The following is a 20,860-nucleotide window of genomic DNA, read 5'->3' on the forward strand; positions in this document are numbered from 1 at the left end:
TCGACTTTGACGCGGTGTTGCGGATCGGTGGTGCGCCGCGGCCCGTGATTCAGCCGCGGTGGCCGCGAGGCGGGTCGGCGAGCCCCGCGGCGATCAGGTCGAGCGTCTCGGCGAGCAGGTCGTGCAGCGGCGCGTCGGTGCTCGACCAGCGGGCCACCGCCACCCGGAACGCCGCGCCCGCCGCCGCGCCGAGCAGCAGCGGGTAGGTGTCGTCGGCGGGCAGGCCCACCCGTTCGGCGATGCCGGCGACCAGCTCGCGCTCCAGTGCCTCGCCGCCGGAGAACAGCCGGGCCAGCAGCACGGGGTGCTGCTGGACCACCCGCATCCGCCGCGACCAGAACTCCCGGTCGTCCGCCAGTTCCGCCGCGATCTCCGCCAGCAGCGCCTCGCGCACCGCCGCGCCGGCGGACAGGTCCGCCGGTTGGGCGAGCACCCTGGCGCGGACGCGCGGGCCGGCGTCCGGGTCGGGGCCCAGGACGGCGTCTTCCTTGCTGGCGAAGTAGTTGAAGAAGGTGCGCGGCGAGACGTCGGCGGCGGCGCTGATGTCCTCGACGGTCACGTGGTCGAGGCCGTGCTCGGCGACCAGGCGCACGGCGGCGTGGCCCAGAGCCGTGCGGGTCTGCCGCTTCTTGCGGTCGCGGAGCCCCTCGGCCGCCTGCGTGGTCACTCGATCAGGGTAGGGAAAAATCTGCACTTACTGCAACTTTGCAGAGACTGCACAGTTTGTGATCCCGCTCTCGCGAGCGGTCCGACCAGTCCATCCCGCACCCTGGGCGTTCACGTCACACCGACGGGTGACCATCGGCTCCGAACAGGTGCGCCGGCTTGAAACGCCGCCACCGCACCGCGACGCTGGTGGCCCGAAGGCATGGCAAGATCGACTCGCGAGGGAGAACGATGCTCCGCAGCACTCGCCTGTTCGGCCCGAAGCGCCGCGTGACCTTCTCGCTGCCCCTCGATCAGCCGCGCGGGCCGGTGAGCGTGGTCGGCACGTTCAACGACTGGACCCCCGGCGTCCACGAACTGGTCCCCCGCCGCGACGGCACGCGCACGGTGACCGTGATCCTCTCCCCCGGCACGCACCGGTTCCGCTACCTCGGCGACGGCGGGCTCTGGTTCGACGAGCCCGACGTGCCCACCGTCGACCCCGACGGCTGCGTGCTCACGGTCGACGCGACGTGAACTGACCGTGGAAGCCGAACGGGATGGCGTGCGGCACGTCGGCCCGCGCGATCTCCGCGAACGTGGCCGCGTCGAGCACCAGCAGCCCGGACCGCCCCGCCCCGGGGTCGAGCACCACTGACAGCAGCACGCCGTCGTCCTCCGCCCGGGCTCCCGGCGCGGGCACGAACACCGGTTCGCCCGGGTACCGGCCGGGCTCGTGCCACACGGTCGTCCGCCCGCTGGAGACGTCCAGCTTGACCAGCTGGTTGAGGAAGTCGCGCGTGCCGTTGTCCCGGGAGCCGACGCCGTAGGCGTACCGGTAGTCGCGGCCGTTGTGCGTCCCGTACGCGATGCGCGGCAGCTCGAAGGAGTCCGACGCCAGCCGCCGCGACCGGATGCCGCCGCCCGAGAGGTCGACCTCGTACCGCGTCGGGAACGCCGACGGCAGCTCCCCGTCACCCCGCACCTCGTCCAGGTACAACGCGTCGACCACCGTGGAGTCCGGGTAGGCGGCGATGTCCACGACGACCCGGCCGTCCTCGTCGTAGGCGTTGATGTGGTGGAAGGCGAAGAACGCGTCGGTGCGCTCGTCGGCGACCACCGAGCCGTCCCGCTGGTCGAACACCACGAACCGGGTGCCCAGCTCCGGTCGCCACCGGTAGTTCTCGATGAACGGCTTGGCGCGCAGCAGCAGCGACAGCGGGTTGACCACGAGCGGGAACACGGCCAGCACCACGTGCCGCTCGGTGACGGCGAAGCTGTGCATGTAGCCGGGGCGGTCGACGGGCAGGGAGGCGAGCAGCTCCCGGGTGAGGCCGCGTTGCCGGTAGATCCGGTAGACGCTGCGCCGGCCGAACTTCAGCACGTAGTTGACCAGGTCGCCGGTGAGCGGCGCCCGGTGCGGGTGCGCGGTGGTGACGTGGCCGGTGATCGCGTCGTCGTAGTCGGCGAGGCCCACGGTCGCCAGCGTCTCGCGGTCGAACTCCACCGCGAGGGGCGTCTCGGTGAGCGCGAAGTCCCGGTCGCCGTCGGACGTCACGTTGACGTTGGCGTTCGACGTGCGGCGCAGCCGGGGGTGGGTGAAGAAGCGGCTGAAGATGGAGCGGCACGGGTCCGTGGCGAACTCGCCGAACGCGATGTGGCCGTCGTCGCGCGCCGCGCGGAAGCTCGGCGTCTCCAGGTAGCGGTTGCGGTAGGTGACGGCGCCGTCGGCGAAGCCGAAGCGGTGCAGCATCGCCAGGCCGTCGAACCAGTGGCGGAACGACCCCTTCTCGGTCTCGAACTTGGCCGGGCCGTTGCGCACCAACGTGCCGGCCAGCCAGTGCGGCAGCTCGCCGCGCACCTCCAGGTCGACGACGACTTCCCGGTCGAGGGTCTCGAACCCGGCCCGCACACCCATCACGAACCACCTTCCGGAACAGTGTTACACAACAACGTTATAAAACACCGTTTTGCTTCAGCCGTCAAGCGTGACCTCGTCACCCCGCTCGTGCGCCCAGCGGCCGAGCGCGTCGATCGGCTCCAGCAGGCTGCGCCCGAGGTCGGTGAGCCCGTACTCGACCCGGTCGCGCGACACCGTCCGCACCACCAGCCCGGAGCCCGCCAACCGGCGCACGGTCTCGGTGAGCACCTTCGGCCGGATGCCGCCGATCACGCGCCGCAGCTCGGCGGGCCGGCGCGGGCCGTGCCGCAGCGCGTGCAGCACCACCGGGTTCCAGGTGTTGGCCAGCAGGTCGAACGCCTGCCTGGCACGGCAGTCGGCGAGGAAGTCCACGAGCGGTCCCCTGGGTCGTGGACACCGTTCGGTGCCCGTCGGGCTCTCTAGCGTCGGTTCCAGCCAATCACTTCGGTCGAGGAGGAGAACGTGCGGATCGGTGTGCTGGGTTCGGGTGGGATGGCCGACGCGCTGGGTGGCCGGTGGGTCGGGGCGGGGCACGAGGTGGTGATCGGCGGGCGTTCGCCGGAGCGTTCGAGGGAGGTGGCGACCAGGATCGGCGCGGTCGCCGGGTCGCCGGCGGAGGCGGTCGCGTTCGGGGACGCGGTGCTGCTCGCGGTGCCGGCGGCGGTGGCGGCCGAGGTGCTCGGGCACGCCCCGGGACAGGTGGTGGTCGACTGCACCAACTCGGTGGTGCCCGGCCGGTTCGTGCTGGACGAGCCGCGTGCCGCCGCACGGCTCGCGGCCGTCTCGGGGGCGCACGTGGTGAAGGGGTTCAACCTGTGCCACGTCGACGTGTGGCGGCGGCCGTCGTTGACGTTCGAGGGACGGCCGCTCGGGGTGCCGCTGTGCGGCGATTCGGCCGACGCCCTGGACGTCGTGCGGGACCTGGCATGGTCGATCGGGTGCGTGCCGGTGGACGGCGGACCGCTGGAGCGGGCCGAGTTGCTGGAGGCGATGACCGCGTTCGCCATCGGGCTCTGGGTGGGCGGCGCGGACGTGCGGTCGATGTTCCCCACCGTTCCGCGAGGACTAATATAACAGCACTGTTGTATTCCGAGGGAGGAACCGTGCTGTACCCGGAGATCGAGCCGTACGACCACGGCATGCTCGACGTCGGCGACGGGCACCACGTGTACTGGGAGGTGTGCGGCAACCCGGACGGGAAACCGGCCGTGGTGCTGCACGGCGGGCCGGGCTCGGGCTGCACGCCCCGCGCCCGGCGGTACTTCGACCCGGCCGCCTACCGGGTGGTGCTGTTCGACCAGCGCGGGTGCGGCCGGAGCACGCCGCACGCCGGCCGACCGGTCGTGGACCTGTCCACCAACACCACCGATCACCTGATCGGCGACCTGGAACGGCTGCGCGAGCACCTGGGCGTCGACCGGTGGCTGGTGTTCGCCGCGTCGTGGGGCTCGGTGCTCGGGCTCGTGTACGCGGAGCGGTTCCCGCACCGGGTCTCGGAGATGGTGCACGCGGGCGTGGCCACCGGCCGCCGGTCGGAGACGGACCTGCTGACCACGGGGTTGGCGCCGATGTTCCCGGAGGCGCACGCGCGGTTCCGGGAACTGGCGCCCACCGGCGACCCGGCCGCCGGGTACCGGGAGCTGCTCCTCTCCCCCGATCCCGCCGTGCACCTCCGGGCGGCCGACGAGTGGTGCACGTGGGAGGACGCGTTGCAACCGCTGTCAACCGGTGGGATGCGCTTCGAGAACCCGGAGCACGGGCTGGCGTTCGCCCGGCTCGTGACGCACTACTGGGCGCACGGGTCGTGGCTGCCGGAGGGGATCGTGCTGGCGGAGGCGTGGAAGCTCGCGGGCATCCCGGGCGTGATCGTTCAAGGAACGCTCGACCTGGGCAATCTCATCGGCACGCCGTTCGACCTCGCGCACGCGTGGCCGGACGCGGAGCTCGTCCTGATCTCCCAGACCGCGCACGGCGGCAGTGACGCGATGACCGAGATGAGGCGCGCGGCTGCTGACAAATTCCGGTAACACCCGGAAACTCGGTGCGATGCACTGGTTGCAGCCTGGTCCCGGGGCTGGTCGACGGTGGCGAAGGATTGATGTTGGAACGGTTCACCGAGAGCGCGCGCCGGGTCTCCGTGATGGCTCTGCAGGAGGCGCGGGGGTTCGCCCACACCGCGATCGGCACCGAGCACCTGCTGCTCGGGCTGATCGGTGAGGGCGGCGCGGCGGCGTCGGTGCTGTCGTCGGTCGGGGTGTCGCTGACCGGGTGCCGGGCGCGGGTGCTGGAGGTGTCCCGGTGGGGAGCCGCGCCCGTGTCCGGCCGCCTGCCGTTCACGCCCGGCGCGAAGCGGGCGTTGGCGTCGTCCGTGCGGGAGTCGCTGGCGTTGGGGCACCGGCACGTGGGCACCGAGCACCTGCTGCTGGGCGTGCTCGCGGAGGACGAGGGCGTGGCACTCGACGTGCTGGCCCGGTGCGGGGTGGACCCGGCCGAGGTGCGCGACCGGGCGTTCGCGGCGTTGGCCGGGATCGAGCTGTCCCCGGCGGCACGGGCCGCGCGGCTGTTCCTCAGCTACCGGCGCCCGCACGACGTGCACCTCGCCGGGCGCATCGCGGACCGGCTGGACGACTTCGGCCGGGCGGTGGTGGGCGACGTCGGCGAGTGCGACGTGCTGCTCGCGGTCGTCGGGCCCGGTTGGACGCCGACGGACCTGATGCGCACCGAGGTCGCACGGGCGGCGGAGCGCGCGGTGCCGGTGATCCCGGTGCTGGTCGACGGGGCGGTGCTGCCCGTCGACCAGCTGCCGGGGACCGGTCACGTCGCCGACCACGTCACCGTCCGGCACGAGACGTTCCGGGCGGACGTGGCGCGGTTGGCCGACGCGGTCCGCTACGCCCAGCCGGGCATCGGGTAGCCCGCCATCAGGTCGGCGACCTCGGCGGCGATCCGGTCGAGCGCCCGCGGGTCGTCCGCCGCCCGGACCGCCCGGTCGATCCAGTCCGCGACCTGCGGCATGTGCTCCTCGGTGAGGCCGCGGGTGGTGACGGCGGCCGTGCCGAGGCGGACGCCGGACGGGTCGAACGGCTTGCGCGGGTCGAACGGGACGGTGTTGTAGTTGGCCTCGATGCCCGCCCGGTCCAGGGCCTTGGCGGCGGGCTTGCCGCCGATGCCCTTGCCGGTCAGGTCGACCAGGACCAGGTGGTTGTCGGTGCCGCCGGAGACCAGGTCGAAGCCGCGGTCGAGCAGGGCGGTGGCCAGCGCGCGTGCGTTCTGCACGACGGCGTGCGCGTAGAGGCCGAACGACGGCTCCGCCGCTTCGCCGAGCGCGACCGCGATGGCCGCCGTGGTGTGGTTGTGCGGCCCGCCCTGCAAACCCGGGAACACCGCCCTGTCGATCGCCTTCGCGTGCTCGGCGTCGGTGAGGATCATCGCGCCGCGCGGGCCGCGCAACGTCTTGTGGGTGGTCGTGGTGATCACCTGGGCGTGCCCGACCGGTGACGGGTGCGCCCCACCCGCCACCAGACCCGCGATGTGCGCGATGTCGGCCGCGAGGACCGCCCCGACCTCGTTCGCGATCTCGGCGAACGCCGGGAAGTCGATGGTGCGCGGGATGGCCGTGCCGCCGCAGAAGATCACCTTGGGGCGTTCGGCGCGGGCCAGGTCGCGGACCTGGTCCAGGTCGACCACGCCGGTCTCCTTGGTCACGCCGTACTGGACGCCGCGGAACCACTTGCCGGTGGCCGAGACGCCCCAGCCGTGGGTCAGGTGCCCGCCGGCGGGCAGGGCCATGCCCATCACGGTGTCGCCGGGGTCCAGGAACGCCAGGTACACGGCGAGGTTGGCCGGTGAGCCGGAGTAGGGCTGGACGTTGGCGTGGTCGACGCCGAACAACGCCTCGGCCCTACCGACGGCCAGTTCCTCGACCGGGTCGACGACCTGCTGGCCCTCGTAGTAGCGGCGGCCGGCGTAGCCCTCGGAGTACTTGTTGGTCAGCACCGAGCCGGTGGCTTCGAGGACGGCGGTCGAGACGTAGTTCTCCGAGGCGATCAGGCGGACCTTCTCGAACTGGCGGCGTGCCTCGGCTTGGACCAGGCGGGCGACTTCGGGGTCCGCTCCGGTCAACGACGGGATCGCGGGTTCGTGCATGGGGAACCTCCACGCGCGCGGGAGCGCTGCCGCAGCACCCAGGCGCGCGGTGCATCTCGGCTCAACGCTCCCCGGTGGTCGTTCCCACCCTCGGCACGCCAGTCGCGAACACCGGGATCGTACCCCAGCCGTCCTCGGTGACCGGCCGCTTTCCCGGTCGGCGGCAACGCTTTGGGCGGAACGGGCCATTGCCGCGACGGGCTGGTCACCCATACTTTGTGGGTTGGAAAACTTCCAACCGGCCATGCGCCACGTCAGCACTTCCCCCTGCCCCCGAAAGGACTGACGTGCTCGATCGGCGAACGTTCGTGCTGGGTGCCGCCGCGACCGCGGCGCTCACCAGCGCACTACCGGCCCACGCGGCTGCCCCGGCGCCCGCGTCGGGCGCAGCGGCGAACCCGCGCAAAGCCGCGGGCGTGTTCCTCGCGCCCGACGGCACCCCCCTCATGTTGACCGAACAGGACGGCCGGTGGGTCGTCGCGGACGAAGGCGGTTCGGTCCGCATCACCACCGGCCTCGCCGGCGCGGACCTGGTCGACGTCACCCGCGACGGCTCCACCTGCCACGCGGTCGGCGCCCTGGGCGGCGACCCGATCGCCACGATCTGGGAGTCCGCCGACGGCGTCACGTGGCGCGAGGCACGCCGCCTGCACGGCGTGCGCTCGGAGTTCACCGCGGTCGGCGGCGGCCTGGCGTTCGGCTCCGTGCTCAAGCACGAGCGCGCCTCGGTGGTCCGCATCGCCGCCCGCCGCACCGCGTCGGGCTGGAACACCGTGCCCGTCCGGGGATTGGAGTGGACCGACGGCCTGTCGGCCACCGCCGTCGCCGCGACGCCCGACGGCTGGGTCGTGGCGGCCGTCGACATCTCCGGCACGGTCCTGCACACCTCGCGCGACGGCGTCACCTGGACGACCCGTCCCCGGCTGGACGGTGTCGCCGTGCGGGGTCTGACCTCGGTCGCCGGCCGCGTGCACTGGGTCGGCAACGAGCTGGTCGACGCCACCCCGCTCACCGGCGTGCTCGACGCGGACCGGACCAGTCCGGCCGTGCCGCGCGACGCGAAGGCGCTGGGCGTCGCCGGCACCCGTTCCGGCTGGCTCACCGCCGGCCGGCTGATCACCGCGGAGGCGACCCGATGATCACGTTCCAGCGGATCGACGGCACCCCCGTCTACTACTGGCGGTCCAGCCGCGGCAACACGACGCTGCGCAACTGGCAGGCCACGCAGGCGTTCTACGACTCCCTGGTGCTGTGGGTCCGGGACCTGCGGTCGCTGTCGTCGGCGTACGGCAGCATCACGTACCTGGTGTCGGCGGGCTTCTACGTGAACAAGCCCGGCGAGCACGGCGCGGGCACCGCGATGGACCTCGACCACGTGCGGTGGAGCGGCGGGCAGGTGTCGTCGCCGCTGGACCGCGACCACGCCTCCGGCACGCTGGCCACGCGCCGTCGTTACCTGGCCGTGGACGCGGTGTGCCGTCGCCGGTTCCGGTACGCGTTGGACGGTTGGTACAACGCCGACCACGCCGACCACATCCACTCCGACTTCGGCGGCCTGCCGGTGCGGTGCGTGACGGGGTCGGAGAGCGACACGAAGTTCGTGCAGGCGCTGTGCAACAACTTCCTGAGCTCCGGTCTGGTGGTGGACGGCATCTGGGGTCCGAAGACGCAGAGCGCGTTCGACACCGCGAAGTCGCGGCTGGGCACCACCGGCGACCCGCACACCAGCAGCGCGGCGTGGCAGTCGTTCCTGTCGGCGGCGGCGCGGAAGGGCTTCGCGAACCAGTCGTTCTGATCGGTCGTTCCGGTCGTGACGGGCCCGTGGGTCGATTGCCGGCTCACGGGCCCCCTGAACGCAGGACACGCGCGGTGGTGGTGCCGGTGGTCGAGACCAGGCCCGGCAGGCTGCGGCGGTCGGCGCGCGAGCGGGCCGCGAGGCCGACCACGACGGCCGCGAAGAGCACGACGCCGCTGTGCCCGGTGGAGATCAGCAGCAGGACCGGCAGCCACCAGACCAGGAACCGCAGCACGACCGCGCGTGCCGGCGCCGTGCCGCCCGTGCGCGCGTCGGTCAGGGCCAGGTCGAACGCGATCTGGCCCGGTGTGGCGCGGTCGGCGCGGAGCAGCGGCACGACGACCGTGGCGACCACCGGCACCAGGACGCCCAGCGCGGCGCCGAACCAGTCCGACACCGCGAGCTCGGTCAGCCCCGGTGTTCCGGTTCCTCCGCCGACGAGCACGAGCACCGCCCGGCACGCGAACTGGACGAGCGCCATGGTGAGCAGGTCGCCCGCGAACGCGAACCCCCGCCGGAGCAGGCCGGGTGGCGCGGTGTCGGCCACCGGTCCCGGCACGGCCACGGGCAGCCGGGGCCCGACCCAGCGCCCGAGCAGCCACCCGACGAGCGTGCCCGCCGTGTTCGTCATCAGGTCGTCCACGTCCGCGATCCGGTACGGGCACGGGTAGAGGCCGAACACCGCCGTGCCCTGCGTCGTCTCCACCGCGAGCGACACCAGCAGCCCGATCGCGGTCGCCACCACCGCACCGCGCCGGAACCGGTAGCGCAGCAGGAAACCCAGCGGCGCGAACAGCACCACGTTCAACGCCACCTGGAGGAACGCCGGGCTCGTCGGCGAGTAGCCGGCGGCGGCGATGTCGTCCAGGGACGCGAACGGGCGCGGCTGCCAGTAGTCGCGCAGGGACCGGCCGGTGCAGAACTCCCCCGTCACGTCCGGCAGCGGGAACAGCGTGAAGGCGATCAGCGCGCACCCGTACAGCGCGCCGGCCGTCGCCACGACCGCGGACCACCCGCGCAGCCGACCGTGACGGCGGTACTGCCAGTGCACCCAGGGCAGCACCGCCACCGGCACCAGCAGCGCGAACAGCACCAGCGTGATGATCGACTCGCTCATCCGCACCGACACGGCGGCCACGCTAGGCCGTGCCCTCGGCCCCTGCCCGACGGTCACCTGATCGAGTGGCCGAACCGAACCGACCACCCACTCCGCCCACAACTGGCCCCCACCCGCCGGCGCGGCCTGTCCCGCCGGCGGGTGGGGGCCGGGTGCGTCAACGCAGGCCCAATCCCGTCTTGCCGTCGAACAGCTCCCGCCACGCGTCGAGGTGGCCGGCGTGGCGCGCGGTCTCCTCGATCATGTGCAGCACGATCCGGCGCAGGTCGGTGGTCTCGTCGCCCAGCGCGTCGGGGTGCCGTCCCACCGGGCGCGTGTCCAGCGGCGTGTCGGCGAGGACGGCGTTCGACCGCCCGCACTGGTCCCGGTAGAAGGCGAAGACCTCGGCCGACGTTCGCGGCGTGGTGAAGGGCGCGGGGTCGTCCGGCCACGGCAACGGGTCGGCGTGGCCCCGGAGGAGCTCCTGGAACCAGTACCGCTCGGCGTAGCCGAGGTGTTCGACCAAGGCGAGCGGCGTCCACCCGGACGGCAGGGCCGAGGTCGTCAGCGCTTCCTCGTCGAGGCCCTCCAGGATCGCCCACACCACTCCCCGCTGCGCGTCCAAGAACGTCGACAGCGCCGCCTTCTCCTCGTCCACCGGCCCTTCCCCCCGTTGATCGGCTCCGCGGACGTTAACAAGAGGCACCGACAATCCGCCGTGCCCGCCGCACGATGATGTCGTCGCACAGCGGGCATCGTCATCGCGCCGGCCGAGCAGATCGAGTGACCCCGGGCCAGGTGAGGTCGTCGGGACCCCCGTCCGGCCGCACCCAGTGCGCACGGCGACCGCCACCGGGCCGCCGACCGCCGATCAGCACTCCCCGCGTGCGCGGCAACGGCACCTCCACCCACCCCGCCGAACGCCGTCCCGGCTCGTAGCGCGAGGTGACCCGCTTGGCGATCACGCCTTCGAGCCCGTAGTCCTCGGCCACCGCGAGCACGTCCTCACCGCGCACCTCGGTGAACGTCGGCGGCACGCGCACCTCCGGCCGGCCGCCCAGCCCGAGCGCCGCCAGCTCCAGCCGCCGTTCCCCGTAGGAGGCGCCGAGCAGCGACCGGCCGTCCACGTGCAGCAGGTCGAACACGTAGTACACGACGGGCACGCGGGCCGGCAGGTCGTCACCCGGTCGGGCCACGGTCATCCGGGACCGCAACCGGCCGGGGTCCGGCTGCTTCCGTTCGTCCAGGGCGACGGTCTCACCGTCCAGCACGGCGTCGCGATCACCCAGGAGTTCGGCCACCGCGCGCACCTCCGGGTACGTCGCGGACACCTCCAGGTCGTGGCGGGTCATCGTCCGCACGTGCCCGCAGCGCGCGTAGGTGACCGCGCGGACACCGTCCCACTTGAACTCGAAGGCCCACCCGGACCCCGGCGGGACCTGTCCCGACGAGGCCAGCATGGGCCGGATCAACCCCGGGAACCCCGACTCGGCGCGCAACGGCATGCGACCGTCCCTTGTAGACGGATCATGTCGCGAACAGTGTCACCCGGCCGGCCGGAGGCCGCACATCGGCGGCCCCGATCGTGGCACCAGGACGTTCCGAGCGTTCAACTCGGGGGTCCTGAACGTAGGACTCGCGCGTTCTGAACGTAGGACTCGCGCGGGTCAGCAGGTGGGGGTGGTGGTGGCGCGGCGTTCGAGCATGACGGTGTCGCGCCAGACGCCGTGGTGTTGGGCGATGCGCTCGCGGACGCCGACGGTGCGGTAGCCGGCCGAGTGGTGCAGGGCGATGCTGGCGCGGTTCTCCGGGAAGATCGCGGTCTGGAGGGTCCACAGGCCGCCCTCGTCGGCGGCGGTGACCTGCTGGTGCAGCAGCGACTTGCCCACGCCCCGGCCGCGGAAGCCGTCGCCGACGTAGACGGAGGTCTCGGCGACGCCGGAGTAGCAGTCGCGAGTGGAGACGGGGGTGGCTGCGGCCCAGCCGGCGACGCGGCCGTCGACCACGGCGACCCAGCGGTGCTCGGGGAGCCACTTGGCTTCGAGGGTGCGGCGGCTGGGGGTCTCGGTCTCGAAGGTGGCGTTGCCGGTGGCGATGCCCTCGGCGTAGACGCGGCGCACGTCGGACCAGTCGTCCTCGGTCAGGGGGCGGACGGTGACGTCGGCGGGCAGGTCGGTCGGGCAGCACGGTCGCGTGACGATGGTGCCCATGACGGCGTCGGCGGCGTGCGGCAGGCCCGTGCAGCACGCCGGGTTGACCGACACCAGGGTGGCGGTGCCCTCCTTGCGCAGCCGCACGAACCCCACGTCGGCGAGCTTGCGCAGGTGGTGCGAGCAGGTCGACTGGCTGACGCCGACGGCCTCGGTCAGCGCGCCCACGGTGATCTCGCCGGGCTGGGTGGCGACGGTGTGCAGCAGGCGCACCCGGGTCGGGTCGGCCAGGCAGGCGAACCACTCGGCGTAGGTCGAGGCGTCCTCGGGCGCGAGGCCCGCCACGGGCAGCGTCGTCGTCATGCGCCCCAGAGTATCGACAAGCACCGATGGTTGCATCAATCTATGGTCCTCGATACATTGCTCCTCGTTCGATCGAGAAACATCGATGAAAGAGGTGTCCAGTGGACGAACTCCCCGTGGTCGTGGTCGGAGCGGGACCGGTCGGGCTGGCGGCGGCGGCCCACCTGCTGGAACGCGGGCTGCGACCGCTGGTGCTGGAAGCGGGTCCGCGGGCCGGCGCGGCGGTGGCGCGGTGGCGGCACGTGCGGCTGTTCTCGCAGTGGTCCGAACTCGTCGACCCGGCCGCGCGCCGGCTGCTGGAGCCGACCGGGTGGCGTTCGCCCGACCCCGACGGCTACCCGACCGGCGAGCAGTGGGCGGCCGAGTACCTGGTGCCGCTGGCCGACGCGCTGGGCGACCACGTCCGGGTGGACGCCCGCGTGGTCGGCGTGGCCCGTCGCGGACGTGACCGCGTCGTGGACGCCGGCCGCGAGACCGAGCCGCTGACCGTGCACGTCGAGAGCGGCGAGCGGATCACCGCGCGCGCCGTGGTCGACGCCTCGGGCACGTGGGGCGGGCCGAACCCGCTGGGCGGCGACGGGCTGCCGGCCGCGGGTGAGCGGGAGGCGGCGGACCGGATCGGCTACCGCGTGCCGGACGTCGTCGGCGAGCGGGCCCGGTACGCGGGCAGGCGGATCGCGGTGGCGGGCAGCGGGCACTCCGCGCTCACCGCGCTGGTCGCGCTGGCGGACCTGGCCGAACGGCACCCCGGCACGAACGTGACGTGGCTGCTGCGTCGGGGCGCGGTCGGCGCGGTGTTCGGCGGCGGCGAGGCCGACCAGCTGCCGGCGCGCGGGGCGCTGGGGCTGAGGGCGCGGGGCGCGGTGGCGGCCGGGCACGTCGAGGTGGTCACCGGTTTCCGCACCGCCGCCGTCGAGCGCGACGGCGAGCGCCTGGTGCTGGTGTCGGAGGACGGGCGCCGCCTCGCCCCGGTGGACGAGGTCGTGTCGCTCACCGGGTTCCGGCCGGACCACTCGTGGCTGTCGGAGGTGCGGCTCGACCTGGACCCGGTGTTGGAGGCGCCCACCAGGCTCGCGCCGCTGGTCGACCCGAACGTCCACTCCTGCGGCTCCGTCCACCCGCACGGCGCGGATGAGCTGCGGCACCCGGAGCCCGGCGTGTACCTCGTGGGCATGAAGAGTTACGGCCGCGCGCCCACGTTCCTCGCGTTGACCGGCTACGAGCAGGTCCGCAGCGTGGCCGCCGAGATCGCGGGCGACCACGAGTCGGCGGCCCGGGTCGAGCTGACGCTGCCCGAGACCGGCGTCTGCGGCGGGTCTGGCGTGTTCGACGTCGAGCCGGCCTCCTCCGGCGGGTGCTGCGCCACGCCGCGGGTGGCGGAGCTGACGCTCACCGCCCGAGGTGCCCGAGCCTGACCCGGCGCGGACCGGCGCGGACCGGCGTGCCGAGGGGACACGCCGGGCCGCGCCGGGTGCTGGCGGTGCTGTGCCTGACCCGGATCACCGGCTGGGGCGTGCTGTTCCACGGCTTCCCGGTGCTCGCGCCGGCCATCGGCGCGGACGCGGGCTGATCGCCGCCGCCGTGCCGCCGTGGGCCGCGACCGCGCTCGCCGGGACGTTGGGCGGTTGTCCGGCGGTGTTCACCGCGCTGGGGGTGGTCGCGGCGGCGGTCTGCCTCAAGTCCGTGCCGCCCTACACTGTGGGCCGGAACTTCCGTGGGGGCCGCAGTGGCAGTGAGCAGTGATGGTTTCATCCGGATCGTGGACGCGCTCGTCGACGTCGAGCGCGCGGAGGGCGGGGACTACAGCACGTTCAGGGTGCGCGGCAAGAGGTTCGGCTACTACTGGCCGCGCACGCAGACCGTCGGCTTGAAGCAGTTGCTGTCCGAGCAGCGGGCGCTGGTCGCCGAACGGCCGGACGTCTTCGAGGAGCAGTACACGTCCGGGGGATTCGGCTGGGTGGTGGTCTACCTGGCCGGCGTCGAGGCCGACGAGCTGGCCGAGCTGGTCTTCGAGGCCTGGCGCCTGTCCGCGCCCGGGGAACTGCTGGACCAGGTGCCCGACCCGGCCCGGCAAGCACACCGCTGACGGTCGCCGCACCACGCCACGACCGCGGGCCACCACCAGGCCCCTCCGGTCAGTCGGTGCCCGCGACGAGCGGCTCCAGCACCACTTCCGGGTGCAGGCGGCGCACCACGGCCAGCGCCGTGGCGTCGGTGAACAGCGCCAGGTGGGTGCCGTCGGCGCGGGTCAGCACCTCGTGGCCCCGGCTGTCGATGACGGCCTGGTGGGCGGGGTCGGGCAGCCGCCGCACCACGGTGTAGGGCAACCGTTCCAGGCGCACGGGCGACTTGAACTCGGCGTCCAGGCGGTGGGCGGCGACCTCGAACTGCATCGGCCCGACGGCGGCGAACACCGGCGCGCCGTCACCCCGGCGCGCCGAGCGCAGGATCTGCACGACCCCTTCGGCGCCGAGCTGCTCGATGCCCTTGCGGAACTGCTTGGACCGGCTCAGGTCGGCCGGGCGGACCGCGGCGAAGTGCGCGGGCGCGAAACTGGGCAGGCCGGGGTACCGCACCGCCGGCTTGTCGGCGTAGAGCGTGTCGCCCACCCGCAGCGCGTGCGCGTTGACGAGCCCGATCACGTCGCCCGGGTACGCGATGTCCAGTGTGGAGCGCTGCTGCCCGAAGACCTGCTGGACGTACTTGGTGGCGAACGGCTTGCCGGTGGTCGCGTTGGTGACCACCATGCCCCGTTCGAACACGCCCGAGCAGACGCGGGCGAACGCGACCTGGTCCCGGTGCGAGGGGTCCATGCCGGTCTGGACCTTGAACACGAACGCGGAGAACGGCGCGTCCAGCGCACGGGGCCGCGCGTCGGCGTCCGGGCGCGGGGTGGGCCGCGGCGCGAGGTCGACCAGCAGGTCCAGCAGGTGCTTCACGCCGAAGTTGAGCACGGCCGAGCCGAACAGCACCGGCGTGGCCGACGCGTTCTGGAAGCGCTCCAGGTCGAACGTCCCGCCCGAGGCCGCCAGCAGGTCGAGCTCCTCCACCGCGCGCGTCCACTCGGCGCCTTCCTCGGCTTCCGCCCGCGCGGGGTCGAGGCGTTCCTGGCCGGCGGCCGTCGCGCCGCCGGCGGTGCGCGAGTAGCGGATGAACTGCCCGTCACGGCGGTCCACCACGCCCCGGAAGTGACCGGCTTCGCCGACCGGCCAGGTCAGCGGCATGGGCTGCAACCCGATGCGCTCCACGAGCTCGTCGCACAGCTCCAGCGCGTCGCGGCCGGGCCGGTCCCACTTGTTGACGAACGTGATCACCGGGATGCCCCGGTGGCGGCACACGTCGAACAGCTTGAGCGTCTGCGGCTCCAGGCCCTTGGCCGCGTCCAGCAGCATCACCGCCGAGTCGACGGCCGCGAGCACCCGGTAGGTGTCCTCGGAGAAGTCGGCGTGACCGGGCGTGTCGAGCAGGTTGACGACGGCGTCGCCGTAGGCGAACTGCAACGCCGCCGACGTGATGGAGATGCCCCGCGCCTTCTCCATCTCCATCCAGTCCGACACCACGCCGCGCCGGCCGGACTTGCCGTGCACCGCGCCCGCCTCGGAGATCACCCGCGCGTGCAGCGCGAGCGCCTCGGTCAACGTGGACTTGCCCGCGTCGGGGTGGCTGATCACCGCGAACGTGCGCCGTCGATCCGCCTCCCGCAGCACATCGGCGGGTGAGGCCGTCACCGAACCTGCGGTGGTCATTCGCTGTTTCTCCCGGACTCGACGGAACCACGAAAATCTACCCTTACGTTACGGTAGCCTCCAGCCGTGCCGCACCGGGTGCCACAATGGTCGAACGTATTGGGCGTTGGAAGGGATCTTGTGGGCGGGCACATGCAGATCGGCGAGGTGGCCGACCGGACAGGCCTGTCGCTGCGCACGATCCGCTACTACGAGGAGGTCGGGCTGGTCGTGCCCAGCGCCCGCAGCCAGGGCGGGTTCCGCCTCTACACCGAGCCCGACGTCGACCGCCTCCAGGTGGTCAAGCGGATGAAGCCGCTCGGTTTCCAGCTGGAGGAGATGCGCGAGCTGCTGGCCATCCTCGACGCCCTCTCCGCCCTCGACGACGACGACCGCGACAAGCACCTCGACCGCCTCGCCCAGTTCCACACCACCGCCGAGGAGCGCTGCGAGGAACTGCGGGCCCAGTTGCGGATCGCCGAGGACTTCGCCGGCGGCCTGCGGGCCCGCCTGCCGCGCGGCTGAGCGCCTCGAACCCGGGGCGGCTGTTCACGCGCGAACACCCTCACGTAACGTGAGGGTGTGACCATGGCTCGAACCTCCACCCCTCCACCGGCCCTCACCCCCGGCGCGCTGCGCGTCATCGCCCTCGGCGGGCTCGGTGAGATCGGCCGGAACATGACCGTGTTCGAGCACGACGGCAAGCTGCTCGTCGTCGACTGCGGTGTGCTGTTCCCCGAGGAGCACCAGCCCGGGGTGGACGTGATCCTGCCGGACTGGACCTGGATGCGCGACCGGCTGGACGACGTGGTCGCCGTCGTGCTGACCCACGGGCACGAGGACCACATCGGCGGCGTGCCGTACCTGCTGCGCGAGCGGCCCGACATCCCCGTCATCGGCTCGCGCCTGACGCTGAGCCTGCTCGCCGCCAAGCTCGTCGAGCACCGCATCACGCCGGTCACGGTGGAGGTGAAGGAGGGGCAGCGGCTCGCGCGCGGCCCGTTCGACCTGGAGTTCCTGGCGGTCAACCACTCCATCCCGGACAGCCTCGCCGTCGCCATCCGCACCGCCGCCGGCCTCGTGCTGCACACCGGCGACTTCAAGATGGACCAGTTCCCGCTCGACGGCCGCATCACCGACCTGCGCGGTTTCGCCCGCCTCGGCGAGGAGGGCGTCGACCTGTTCCTGGTCGACTCCACCAACGCCGACGTGCCCGGCTTCACCACCTCCGAGCGCGACCTGGCCCCCGCCATCGACGAGGTGTTCCGCACCACGCCGCGCCGGGTCATCGTGTCCAGCTTCGCCAGCCACGTGCACCGCATCCAGCAGGTCCTCGACGCCGCCCACGCCCACGGCCGCAAGGTCGCCTTCGTGGGGCGCTCCATGGTCCGCAACATGGGCGTGGCCACCGAGCTGGGCTACCTCAAGGTGCCCGACGGCCTGGTCGTCGACATCAAGCGCATGGACCGGATGCCGGCCCAGCAGGTGACCCTGGTCTGCACCGGCTCCCAGGGCGAGCCGATGGCCGCGCTGTCCCGCATGGCGGGCGGCGACCACTCGATCCAGGTCGAGGAGGGCGACACCGTGCTGCTGGCCAGCTCGCTCATCCCCGGCAACGAGAACGCCATCTACCGGGTCATCAACGGCCTGACCGACCGCGGCGCGAACGTCGTGCACAAGGGCAACGCGAAGGTCCACGTCTCCGGCCACGCCAGCGCCGGCGAACTCGTCTACTGCTACAACATCGTGCAGCCGTCCAACGTGCTGCCGGTGCACGGCGAGGCACGGCACCTGCGCGCCAACGCCGAGCTCGCCGTGCGCACCGGCGTGGACCGCGACCGCGTGCCGATCGCCGCCAACGGCCACGTCGTCGACCTCCAGGACGGCCGGGCCCGCATTACCGGCAAGGTCGAGATCCACAACGTCTACGTCGACGGGCAGACCGTCGGCGGCGTCACCGAGGCCTCGCTGGCCCAGCGCCGCACCCTGGGCGAGGAAGGCGTCATCACCGTCGTGGCGATCGTCGACCTCGACTCGCGCCGGCTGGCCGAACCGCCGGACTTCATCGCGCACGGCTTCGAGCACGACGCCTCCACCTTCCGGCCCGCGATCCCCGCCATCGAGAAGGCCCTGGTCGGCGCGAGCGAACGCGGCGTCACCGACTTCGAGGAACTCGAACGGCTGATCGCCCGCGAGGTGCAGAACTGGGCGTACCGGACCCACCGGCGGCGTCCCGTGGTCATCCCCGTGGTCATCGAGGCCTGAGGCAGTGGCCGTAGCCGGCCCCGAACCTACCGTGACGTCAGGGTAGGTTCGGGGCCGGAGCGCCGCCGGGTTGACTTCCGGCTATTCGCTCAAGCAGCATTGAGTCAATGAGCACTGACTGGCCTTCCGGCACGGTGGCGCGCGCACGCGTGCACGCGGCCCTGGGCGAACCCGCCCGGCTCGCCCTGGTGGACCTGCTCGTGCTCGGCGACGCCTCGCCCGGCGAGATCGGTCGCGAGCTCGGGCTGCCCAGCAACCTGCTCGCCCACCACGTGAAGCTGCTCGAACGGGCCGGCATCGTGCAGCGGTCCCGGTCGGAGGGCGACCACCGGCGCACCTACCTGCGCCTGCGCACCGCCGCGCTCACCGACCTCGTGCCCGGGAGCCTGCGCCAGGCGCCGCGGGTGGTGTTCGTGTGCAGCCACAACTCCGCGCGCTCGCAGCTGGCCGCCGCGCTGTGGCAGCGGCGCAGTCCGGTGCCGACGGCGAGCGCGGGCACCCGTCCCGCCGAGCGCGTGCACCCGCTGGCCGTCGCCGTCGCCCGCGCGCACGGGCTGCCGCTGGCCCGTGCCCGCACCCGCCACCTGGACGACGTGCTGCGTTCCGACGACCTCGTGGTCGCGGTGTGCGACAACGCCCACGAAGAGCTCACCGACCGCGGAGACCGGCTGCACTGGTCCGTGCCCGACCCGGCCGCCGTCGGCACGCCGACCGCGTTCGACGCCGCCTACCGCGACCTCGCCGACCGCGTCGACCGCCTCGCGCCCGCCGTCCGCCCCGCCTGAAGAGGGATCGCCCATGCCCCGCCCGCTCCCTCACCGGCTGCTGGCCGAGTACCTCGGCAGCCTGCTGCTCGCCGCCCTGGTGGTCGGCTCCGGCATCGCCGCCCAACGCCTCTCACCCCACGACGTCGGGCTGCAACTGCTGGAGAACGCCGCCGCCACCGCGGTCGGCCTCTACGCCATCATCCTGATCTTCGGACCGGTCAGCGGCGGCCACTTCAACCCCGTCGTGTCCGTGGTCGACGCCGTGTTCCGCGGCCTGCCCTGGCGGGACGTGCCGTCGTACGCGCTGGCGCAGGTGCTCGGCTGCGTCAGCGGCGCGGTGACGGCCAACGTCATGTTCGAAGCGGCGCCGATCACCATCAGCACCACCGAGCGCGCCACGGTCGCGCACGGGTTGTCGGAGGTCGTGGCCACCACCGGCCTGCTGCTGGTGATCTTCTCGCTCGCCCGGTCGGGTCGGGCCGCCCTCGCGCCGGCCGCCGTCGGCGCCTACATCGGCGCGGCGTACTTCTTCACCAGCTCCACCAGCTTCGCCAACCCCGCCATCACCGTCGGCCGGGTGTTCAGCGACACCTTCGCCGGGATCGCGCCCTCGTCCGTGCCGGTCTTCGTGCTGGCGCAGGTCGTCGCCGCGGCGGTCGCCGTGCCGCTGCTGCGGACGCTCCACCCCGCCCCACCCACCACCCGGGCGACCACCGCGCCCGTCACCGAAGGACAGGTCCGTTGACCCGCGAGCACCCCGAAGTCCTGTTCGTCTGCGTCCACAACGCCGGTCGCTCCCAGATGGCCGCCGCGCTCCTGCGGCACTACGCGCTGGGCCGCGTCACGGTCCGCTCCGCCGGCTCCGCCCCCGCCGACGAGGTCAACCCGGCCGCCGCCGCCGCGGTGGCCGAACTGGGCCTGGACATCACCGCCGAGGTGCCGTCCAAGCTCACCAGCGAGGACGTCGAGGCCTCCGACGTCGTCATCACCATGGGCTGCGGCGACACCTGCCCCGTCTTCCCCGGCAAGCGCTACCTCGACTGGGAGCTCGACGACCCGGCGGGTCGAGGCGTGGACGCCGTGCGCCCCATCCGCGACGACATCGACCGCCGCGTCCGGGGGCTGCTCGCCGAACTCCTCGACGCGCCCGCCTAGTCCCAGCGCGGCCCGCCGTCACCCCGGTCCCAGGCGTGCTGCGACGATGGGCGGCCGAACCGGAGGTAAACCGATGAGCGCGCGTTTCCAGGAGCTCGACTGGTGTCAGACCCCGTTGGGCGAACTCGTCCTTCGCCGCCGTTGGGACCCCGTGTTCGACCGCGAGGTCCACGAGATCAAGCTCAACGACGAGTTCCTGATGTCGAGCCTGTTCACCGTGTCCGAGGTGGAGCTGGCACGCCTGGCGCTCGCCGGCCTGCCCGCGCCGCTGGACGTCCTCGTGGGCGGGCTCGGCCTCGGCTACACCGCGCGGACCGTGCTGGCGAACCCGGCCGTGCGGTCGGTGGTCGTCGTCGACGCGCTCGGCGAGGTCATCGAGTGGCACCGGCGCGGCCTGCTGCCCGGCGGGCAGGAGTTGGCCTCCGACCCGCGCTGCCGACTCGTCCACGACGACTTCTTCGCGTTGGCGCGCTCGGACGGCGGGCTCGACCCGACCGACCCCGACCGCCTGTTCCACGCGATCGTGGTCGACATCGACCACTCGCCCCGGCACCTGCTGCACCCCGGCAACGCCGACTTCTACGAGCCCGAGGGCCTGCGCCGCCTGGCCGCCCGCCTGCACCCCGGCGGCGTGTTCGCCCTGTGGTCCAACGACCCGCCGGACGACGACTACACCGCGGCTCTCGCCGACCGGTTCGCCGAGGTCGCCGCCGAGGTCGTCCGGTTCGACAACCCGCTGCAGCAGCGCGAGGCGACCGCCACCGTGTACCTGGCGAAGACGGCGGGCGATCACTGACGCGACCTCGGATCGAACCGGCCGGGGGACGTAAGG

General features: G+C 72.9%; 24 protein-coding genes and 1 riboswitch. Of the genes, 15 read left to right on the top strand and 9 right to left on the bottom strand.

Annotated features, from left to right (window positions below; genetic code table 11):
- Window positions 1–49: 49 nt before the first annotated feature.
- Window positions 50–667, bottom strand: a complete 618-nt coding sequence (locus ACQPYE_RS22540; RefSeq protein WP_498714204.1) for a TetR/AcrR family transcriptional regulator — start codon at window positions 665–667, stop codon at window positions 50–52.
- Between the two features lie 230 nt (window positions 668–897).
- Here ACQPYE_RS22540 and ACQPYE_RS22545 point away from each other — a divergent pair, with 230 nt between their 5' ends.
- Window positions 898–1,182, top strand: a complete 285-nt coding sequence (locus tag ACQPYE_RS22545; RefSeq protein WP_498714206.1) for an isoamylase early set domain-containing protein — start codon at window positions 898–900, stop codon at window positions 1,180–1,182.
- Here ACQPYE_RS22545 and ACQPYE_RS22550 read toward each other — a convergent pair.
- Together ACQPYE_RS22550 and ACQPYE_RS22555 are read right to left on the bottom strand one after the other, a co-directional pair.
- Entirely contained in the window at window positions 1,163–2,563 is a 1,401-nt protein-coding gene (locus ACQPYE_RS22550; RefSeq protein ID WP_498714207.1) for a carotenoid oxygenase family protein, read from the bottom strand. The two genes, ACQPYE_RS22545 and ACQPYE_RS22550, sit on opposite strands and share 20 nt — an antisense overlap.
- 57 nt (window positions 2,564–2,620) lie before the next feature.
- A complete protein-coding gene (locus ACQPYE_RS22555; RefSeq protein WP_498714209.1) occupies window positions 2,621–2,938 on the bottom strand; it encodes a winged helix-turn-helix transcriptional regulator in 318 nt (105 codons plus the stop codon).
- A 90-nt stretch (window positions 2,939–3,028) separates the two neighbouring features.
- Between ACQPYE_RS22555 and ACQPYE_RS22560 the strand changes: the two genes are divergently transcribed.
- From ACQPYE_RS22560 to ACQPYE_RS22570, 3 genes are all read left to right on the top strand, one after another.
- Complete coding sequence (locus tag ACQPYE_RS22560) at window positions 3,029–3,640, top strand: NADPH-dependent F420 reductase (protein ID WP_498714211.1); 612 nt, start codon at window positions 3,029–3,031, stop codon at window positions 3,638–3,640.
- Between the two features lie 29 nt (window positions 3,641–3,669).
- Complete coding sequence (gene pip / locus ACQPYE_RS22565; RefSeq protein WP_498714212.1) at window positions 3,670–4,593, top strand: prolyl aminopeptidase; 924 nt, start codon at window positions 3,670–3,672, stop codon at window positions 4,591–4,593.
- Window positions 4,594–4,664: 71 nt separating this feature from the next.
- Entirely contained in the window at window positions 4,665–5,480 is an 816-nt protein-coding gene (locus tag ACQPYE_RS22570; RefSeq protein ID WP_498714214.1) for a Clp protease N-terminal domain-containing protein, read from the top strand.
- Here the strand turns inward: ACQPYE_RS22570 and glyA are convergent.
- The gene (glyA, locus tag ACQPYE_RS22575; protein ID WP_498714216.1) at window positions 5,456–6,712 is read right to left on the bottom strand and encodes a serine hydroxymethyltransferase; all 1,257 of its coding nucleotides are present in this window, start codon (window positions 6,710–6,712) and stop codon (window positions 5,456–5,458) included. The genes ACQPYE_RS22570 and glyA overlap by 25 nt on opposite strands.
- Window positions 6,713–6,741: 29 nt before the next feature.
- Window positions 6,742–6,828: riboswitch (ZMP/ZTP riboswitch) on the bottom strand.
- 171 nt (window positions 6,829–6,999) lie between these two features.
- Here glyA and ACQPYE_RS22580 point away from each other — a divergent pair.
- Together ACQPYE_RS22580 and ACQPYE_RS22585 are read left to right on the top strand one after the other, a co-directional pair.
- Window positions 7,000–7,851, top strand: a complete 852-nt coding sequence (locus tag ACQPYE_RS22580; protein WP_498714218.1) for a hypothetical protein — start codon at window positions 7,000–7,002, stop codon at window positions 7,849–7,851.
- Window positions 7,848–8,507: a hypothetical protein gene (locus tag ACQPYE_RS22585; protein ID WP_498714220.1), complete on the top strand. Its 660-nt coding sequence runs from the start codon at window positions 7,848–7,850 to the stop codon at window positions 8,505–8,507. Before ACQPYE_RS22580 ends, ACQPYE_RS22585 begins: the two co-directional genes overlap by 4 nt.
- A 43-nt stretch (window positions 8,508–8,550) precedes the next feature.
- Here the strand turns inward: ACQPYE_RS22585 and ACQPYE_RS22590 are convergent, their stop codons facing one another.
- The 4 genes from ACQPYE_RS22590 to ACQPYE_RS22605 all read right to left on the bottom strand — a co-directional run bounded on the left by ACQPYE_RS22590 (window position 8,551) and on the right by ACQPYE_RS22605 (window position 12,116).
- A complete protein-coding gene (locus tag ACQPYE_RS22590) occupies window positions 8,551–9,636 on the bottom strand; it encodes a VanZ family protein (protein ID WP_498714222.1) in 1,086 nt (361 codons plus the stop codon).
- Between the two features lie 145 nt (window positions 9,637–9,781).
- Window positions 9,782–10,261 (bottom strand): DinB family protein, encoded by a 480-nt coding sequence (locus ACQPYE_RS22595; protein ID WP_498714224.1) that lies wholly within the window; start codon window positions 10,259–10,261, stop codon window positions 9,782–9,784.
- 100 nt (window positions 10,262–10,361) lie between these two features.
- Entirely contained in the window at window positions 10,362–11,108 is a 747-nt protein-coding gene (locus ACQPYE_RS22600) for an ATP-dependent DNA ligase (RefSeq protein ID WP_498714226.1), read from the bottom strand.
- 162 nt (window positions 11,109–11,270) lie between these two features.
- Entirely contained in the window at window positions 11,271–12,116 is an 846-nt protein-coding gene (locus ACQPYE_RS22605; RefSeq protein WP_498714228.1) for a helix-turn-helix domain-containing GNAT family N-acetyltransferase, read from the bottom strand.
- Between the two features lie 101 nt (window positions 12,117–12,217).
- Here ACQPYE_RS22605 and ACQPYE_RS22610 point away from each other — a divergent pair, with 101 nt between their 5' ends.
- From ACQPYE_RS22610 to ACQPYE_RS22620, 3 genes are all read left to right on the top strand, one after another.
- Window positions 12,218–13,531: an FAD-dependent oxidoreductase gene (locus ACQPYE_RS22610; protein ID WP_498714230.1), complete on the top strand. Its 1,314-nt coding sequence runs from the start codon at window positions 12,218–12,220 to the stop codon at window positions 13,529–13,531.
- Window positions 13,532–13,557: 26 nt separating this feature from the next.
- Window positions 13,558–13,686, top strand: coding sequence for a hypothetical protein (locus tag ACQPYE_RS22615; protein WP_498714232.1), 129 nt, complete (start codon window positions 13,558–13,560; stop codon window positions 13,684–13,686).
- A gap of 156 nt (window positions 13,687–13,842) precedes the next feature.
- On the top strand, window positions 13,843–14,202 hold the full coding sequence (locus tag ACQPYE_RS22620; RefSeq protein ID WP_498714234.1) for an MmcQ/YjbR family DNA-binding protein: 360 nt from the start codon (window positions 13,843–13,845) through the stop codon (window positions 14,200–14,202).
- A gap of 49 nt (window positions 14,203–14,251) precedes the next feature.
- Here the strand turns inward: ACQPYE_RS22620 and ACQPYE_RS22625 are convergent, their stop codons facing one another.
- Window positions 14,252–15,862, bottom strand: a complete 1,611-nt coding sequence (locus ACQPYE_RS22625) for a peptide chain release factor 3 (protein WP_498714236.1) — start codon at window positions 15,860–15,862, stop codon at window positions 14,252–14,254.
- Window positions 15,863–15,994: 132 nt separating this feature from the next.
- On the opposite strand from ACQPYE_RS22625, the gene ACQPYE_RS22630 reads away from it, so the two are divergent.
- From ACQPYE_RS22630 to ACQPYE_RS22655, 6 genes are all read left to right on the top strand, one after another.
- Complete coding sequence (locus ACQPYE_RS22630) at window positions 15,995–16,366, top strand: MerR family transcriptional regulator (protein ID WP_498714238.1); 372 nt, start codon at window positions 15,995–15,997, stop codon at window positions 16,364–16,366.
- Window positions 16,367–16,429: 63 nt separating this feature from the next.
- Window positions 16,430–18,106: a ribonuclease J gene (locus ACQPYE_RS22635; RefSeq protein WP_498714240.1), complete on the top strand. Its 1,677-nt coding sequence runs from the start codon at window positions 16,430–16,432 to the stop codon at window positions 18,104–18,106.
- 107 nt (window positions 18,107–18,213) lie between these two features.
- The gene (locus ACQPYE_RS22640) at window positions 18,214–18,891 is read left to right on the top strand and encodes an arsenate reductase/protein-tyrosine-phosphatase family protein (protein ID WP_498714242.1); all 678 of its coding nucleotides are present in this window, start codon (window positions 18,214–18,216) and stop codon (window positions 18,889–18,891) included.
- A gap of 13 nt (window positions 18,892–18,904) precedes the next feature.
- A complete protein-coding gene (locus ACQPYE_RS22645) occupies window positions 18,905–19,618 on the top strand; it encodes an aquaporin (RefSeq protein WP_498714244.1) in 714 nt (237 codons plus the stop codon).
- Complete coding sequence (locus ACQPYE_RS22650) at window positions 19,615–20,028, top strand: arsenate-mycothiol transferase ArsC (protein ID WP_498714245.1); 414 nt, start codon at window positions 19,615–19,617, stop codon at window positions 20,026–20,028. Before ACQPYE_RS22645 ends, ACQPYE_RS22650 begins: the two co-directional genes overlap by 4 nt.
- A gap of 73 nt (window positions 20,029–20,101) precedes the next feature.
- Window positions 20,102–20,824, top strand: a complete 723-nt coding sequence (locus ACQPYE_RS22655; RefSeq protein WP_498714247.1) for a spermidine synthase — start codon at window positions 20,102–20,104, stop codon at window positions 20,822–20,824.
- The last annotated feature ends 36 nt before the right edge of the window (window positions 20,825–20,860 follow it).

It is taken from the genome of Actinosynnema sp. CA-299493, from assembly GCF_050946825.1.
Taxonomy (GTDB): Bacteria; Actinomycetota; Actinomycetes; order Mycobacteriales; family Pseudonocardiaceae; genus Actinosynnema.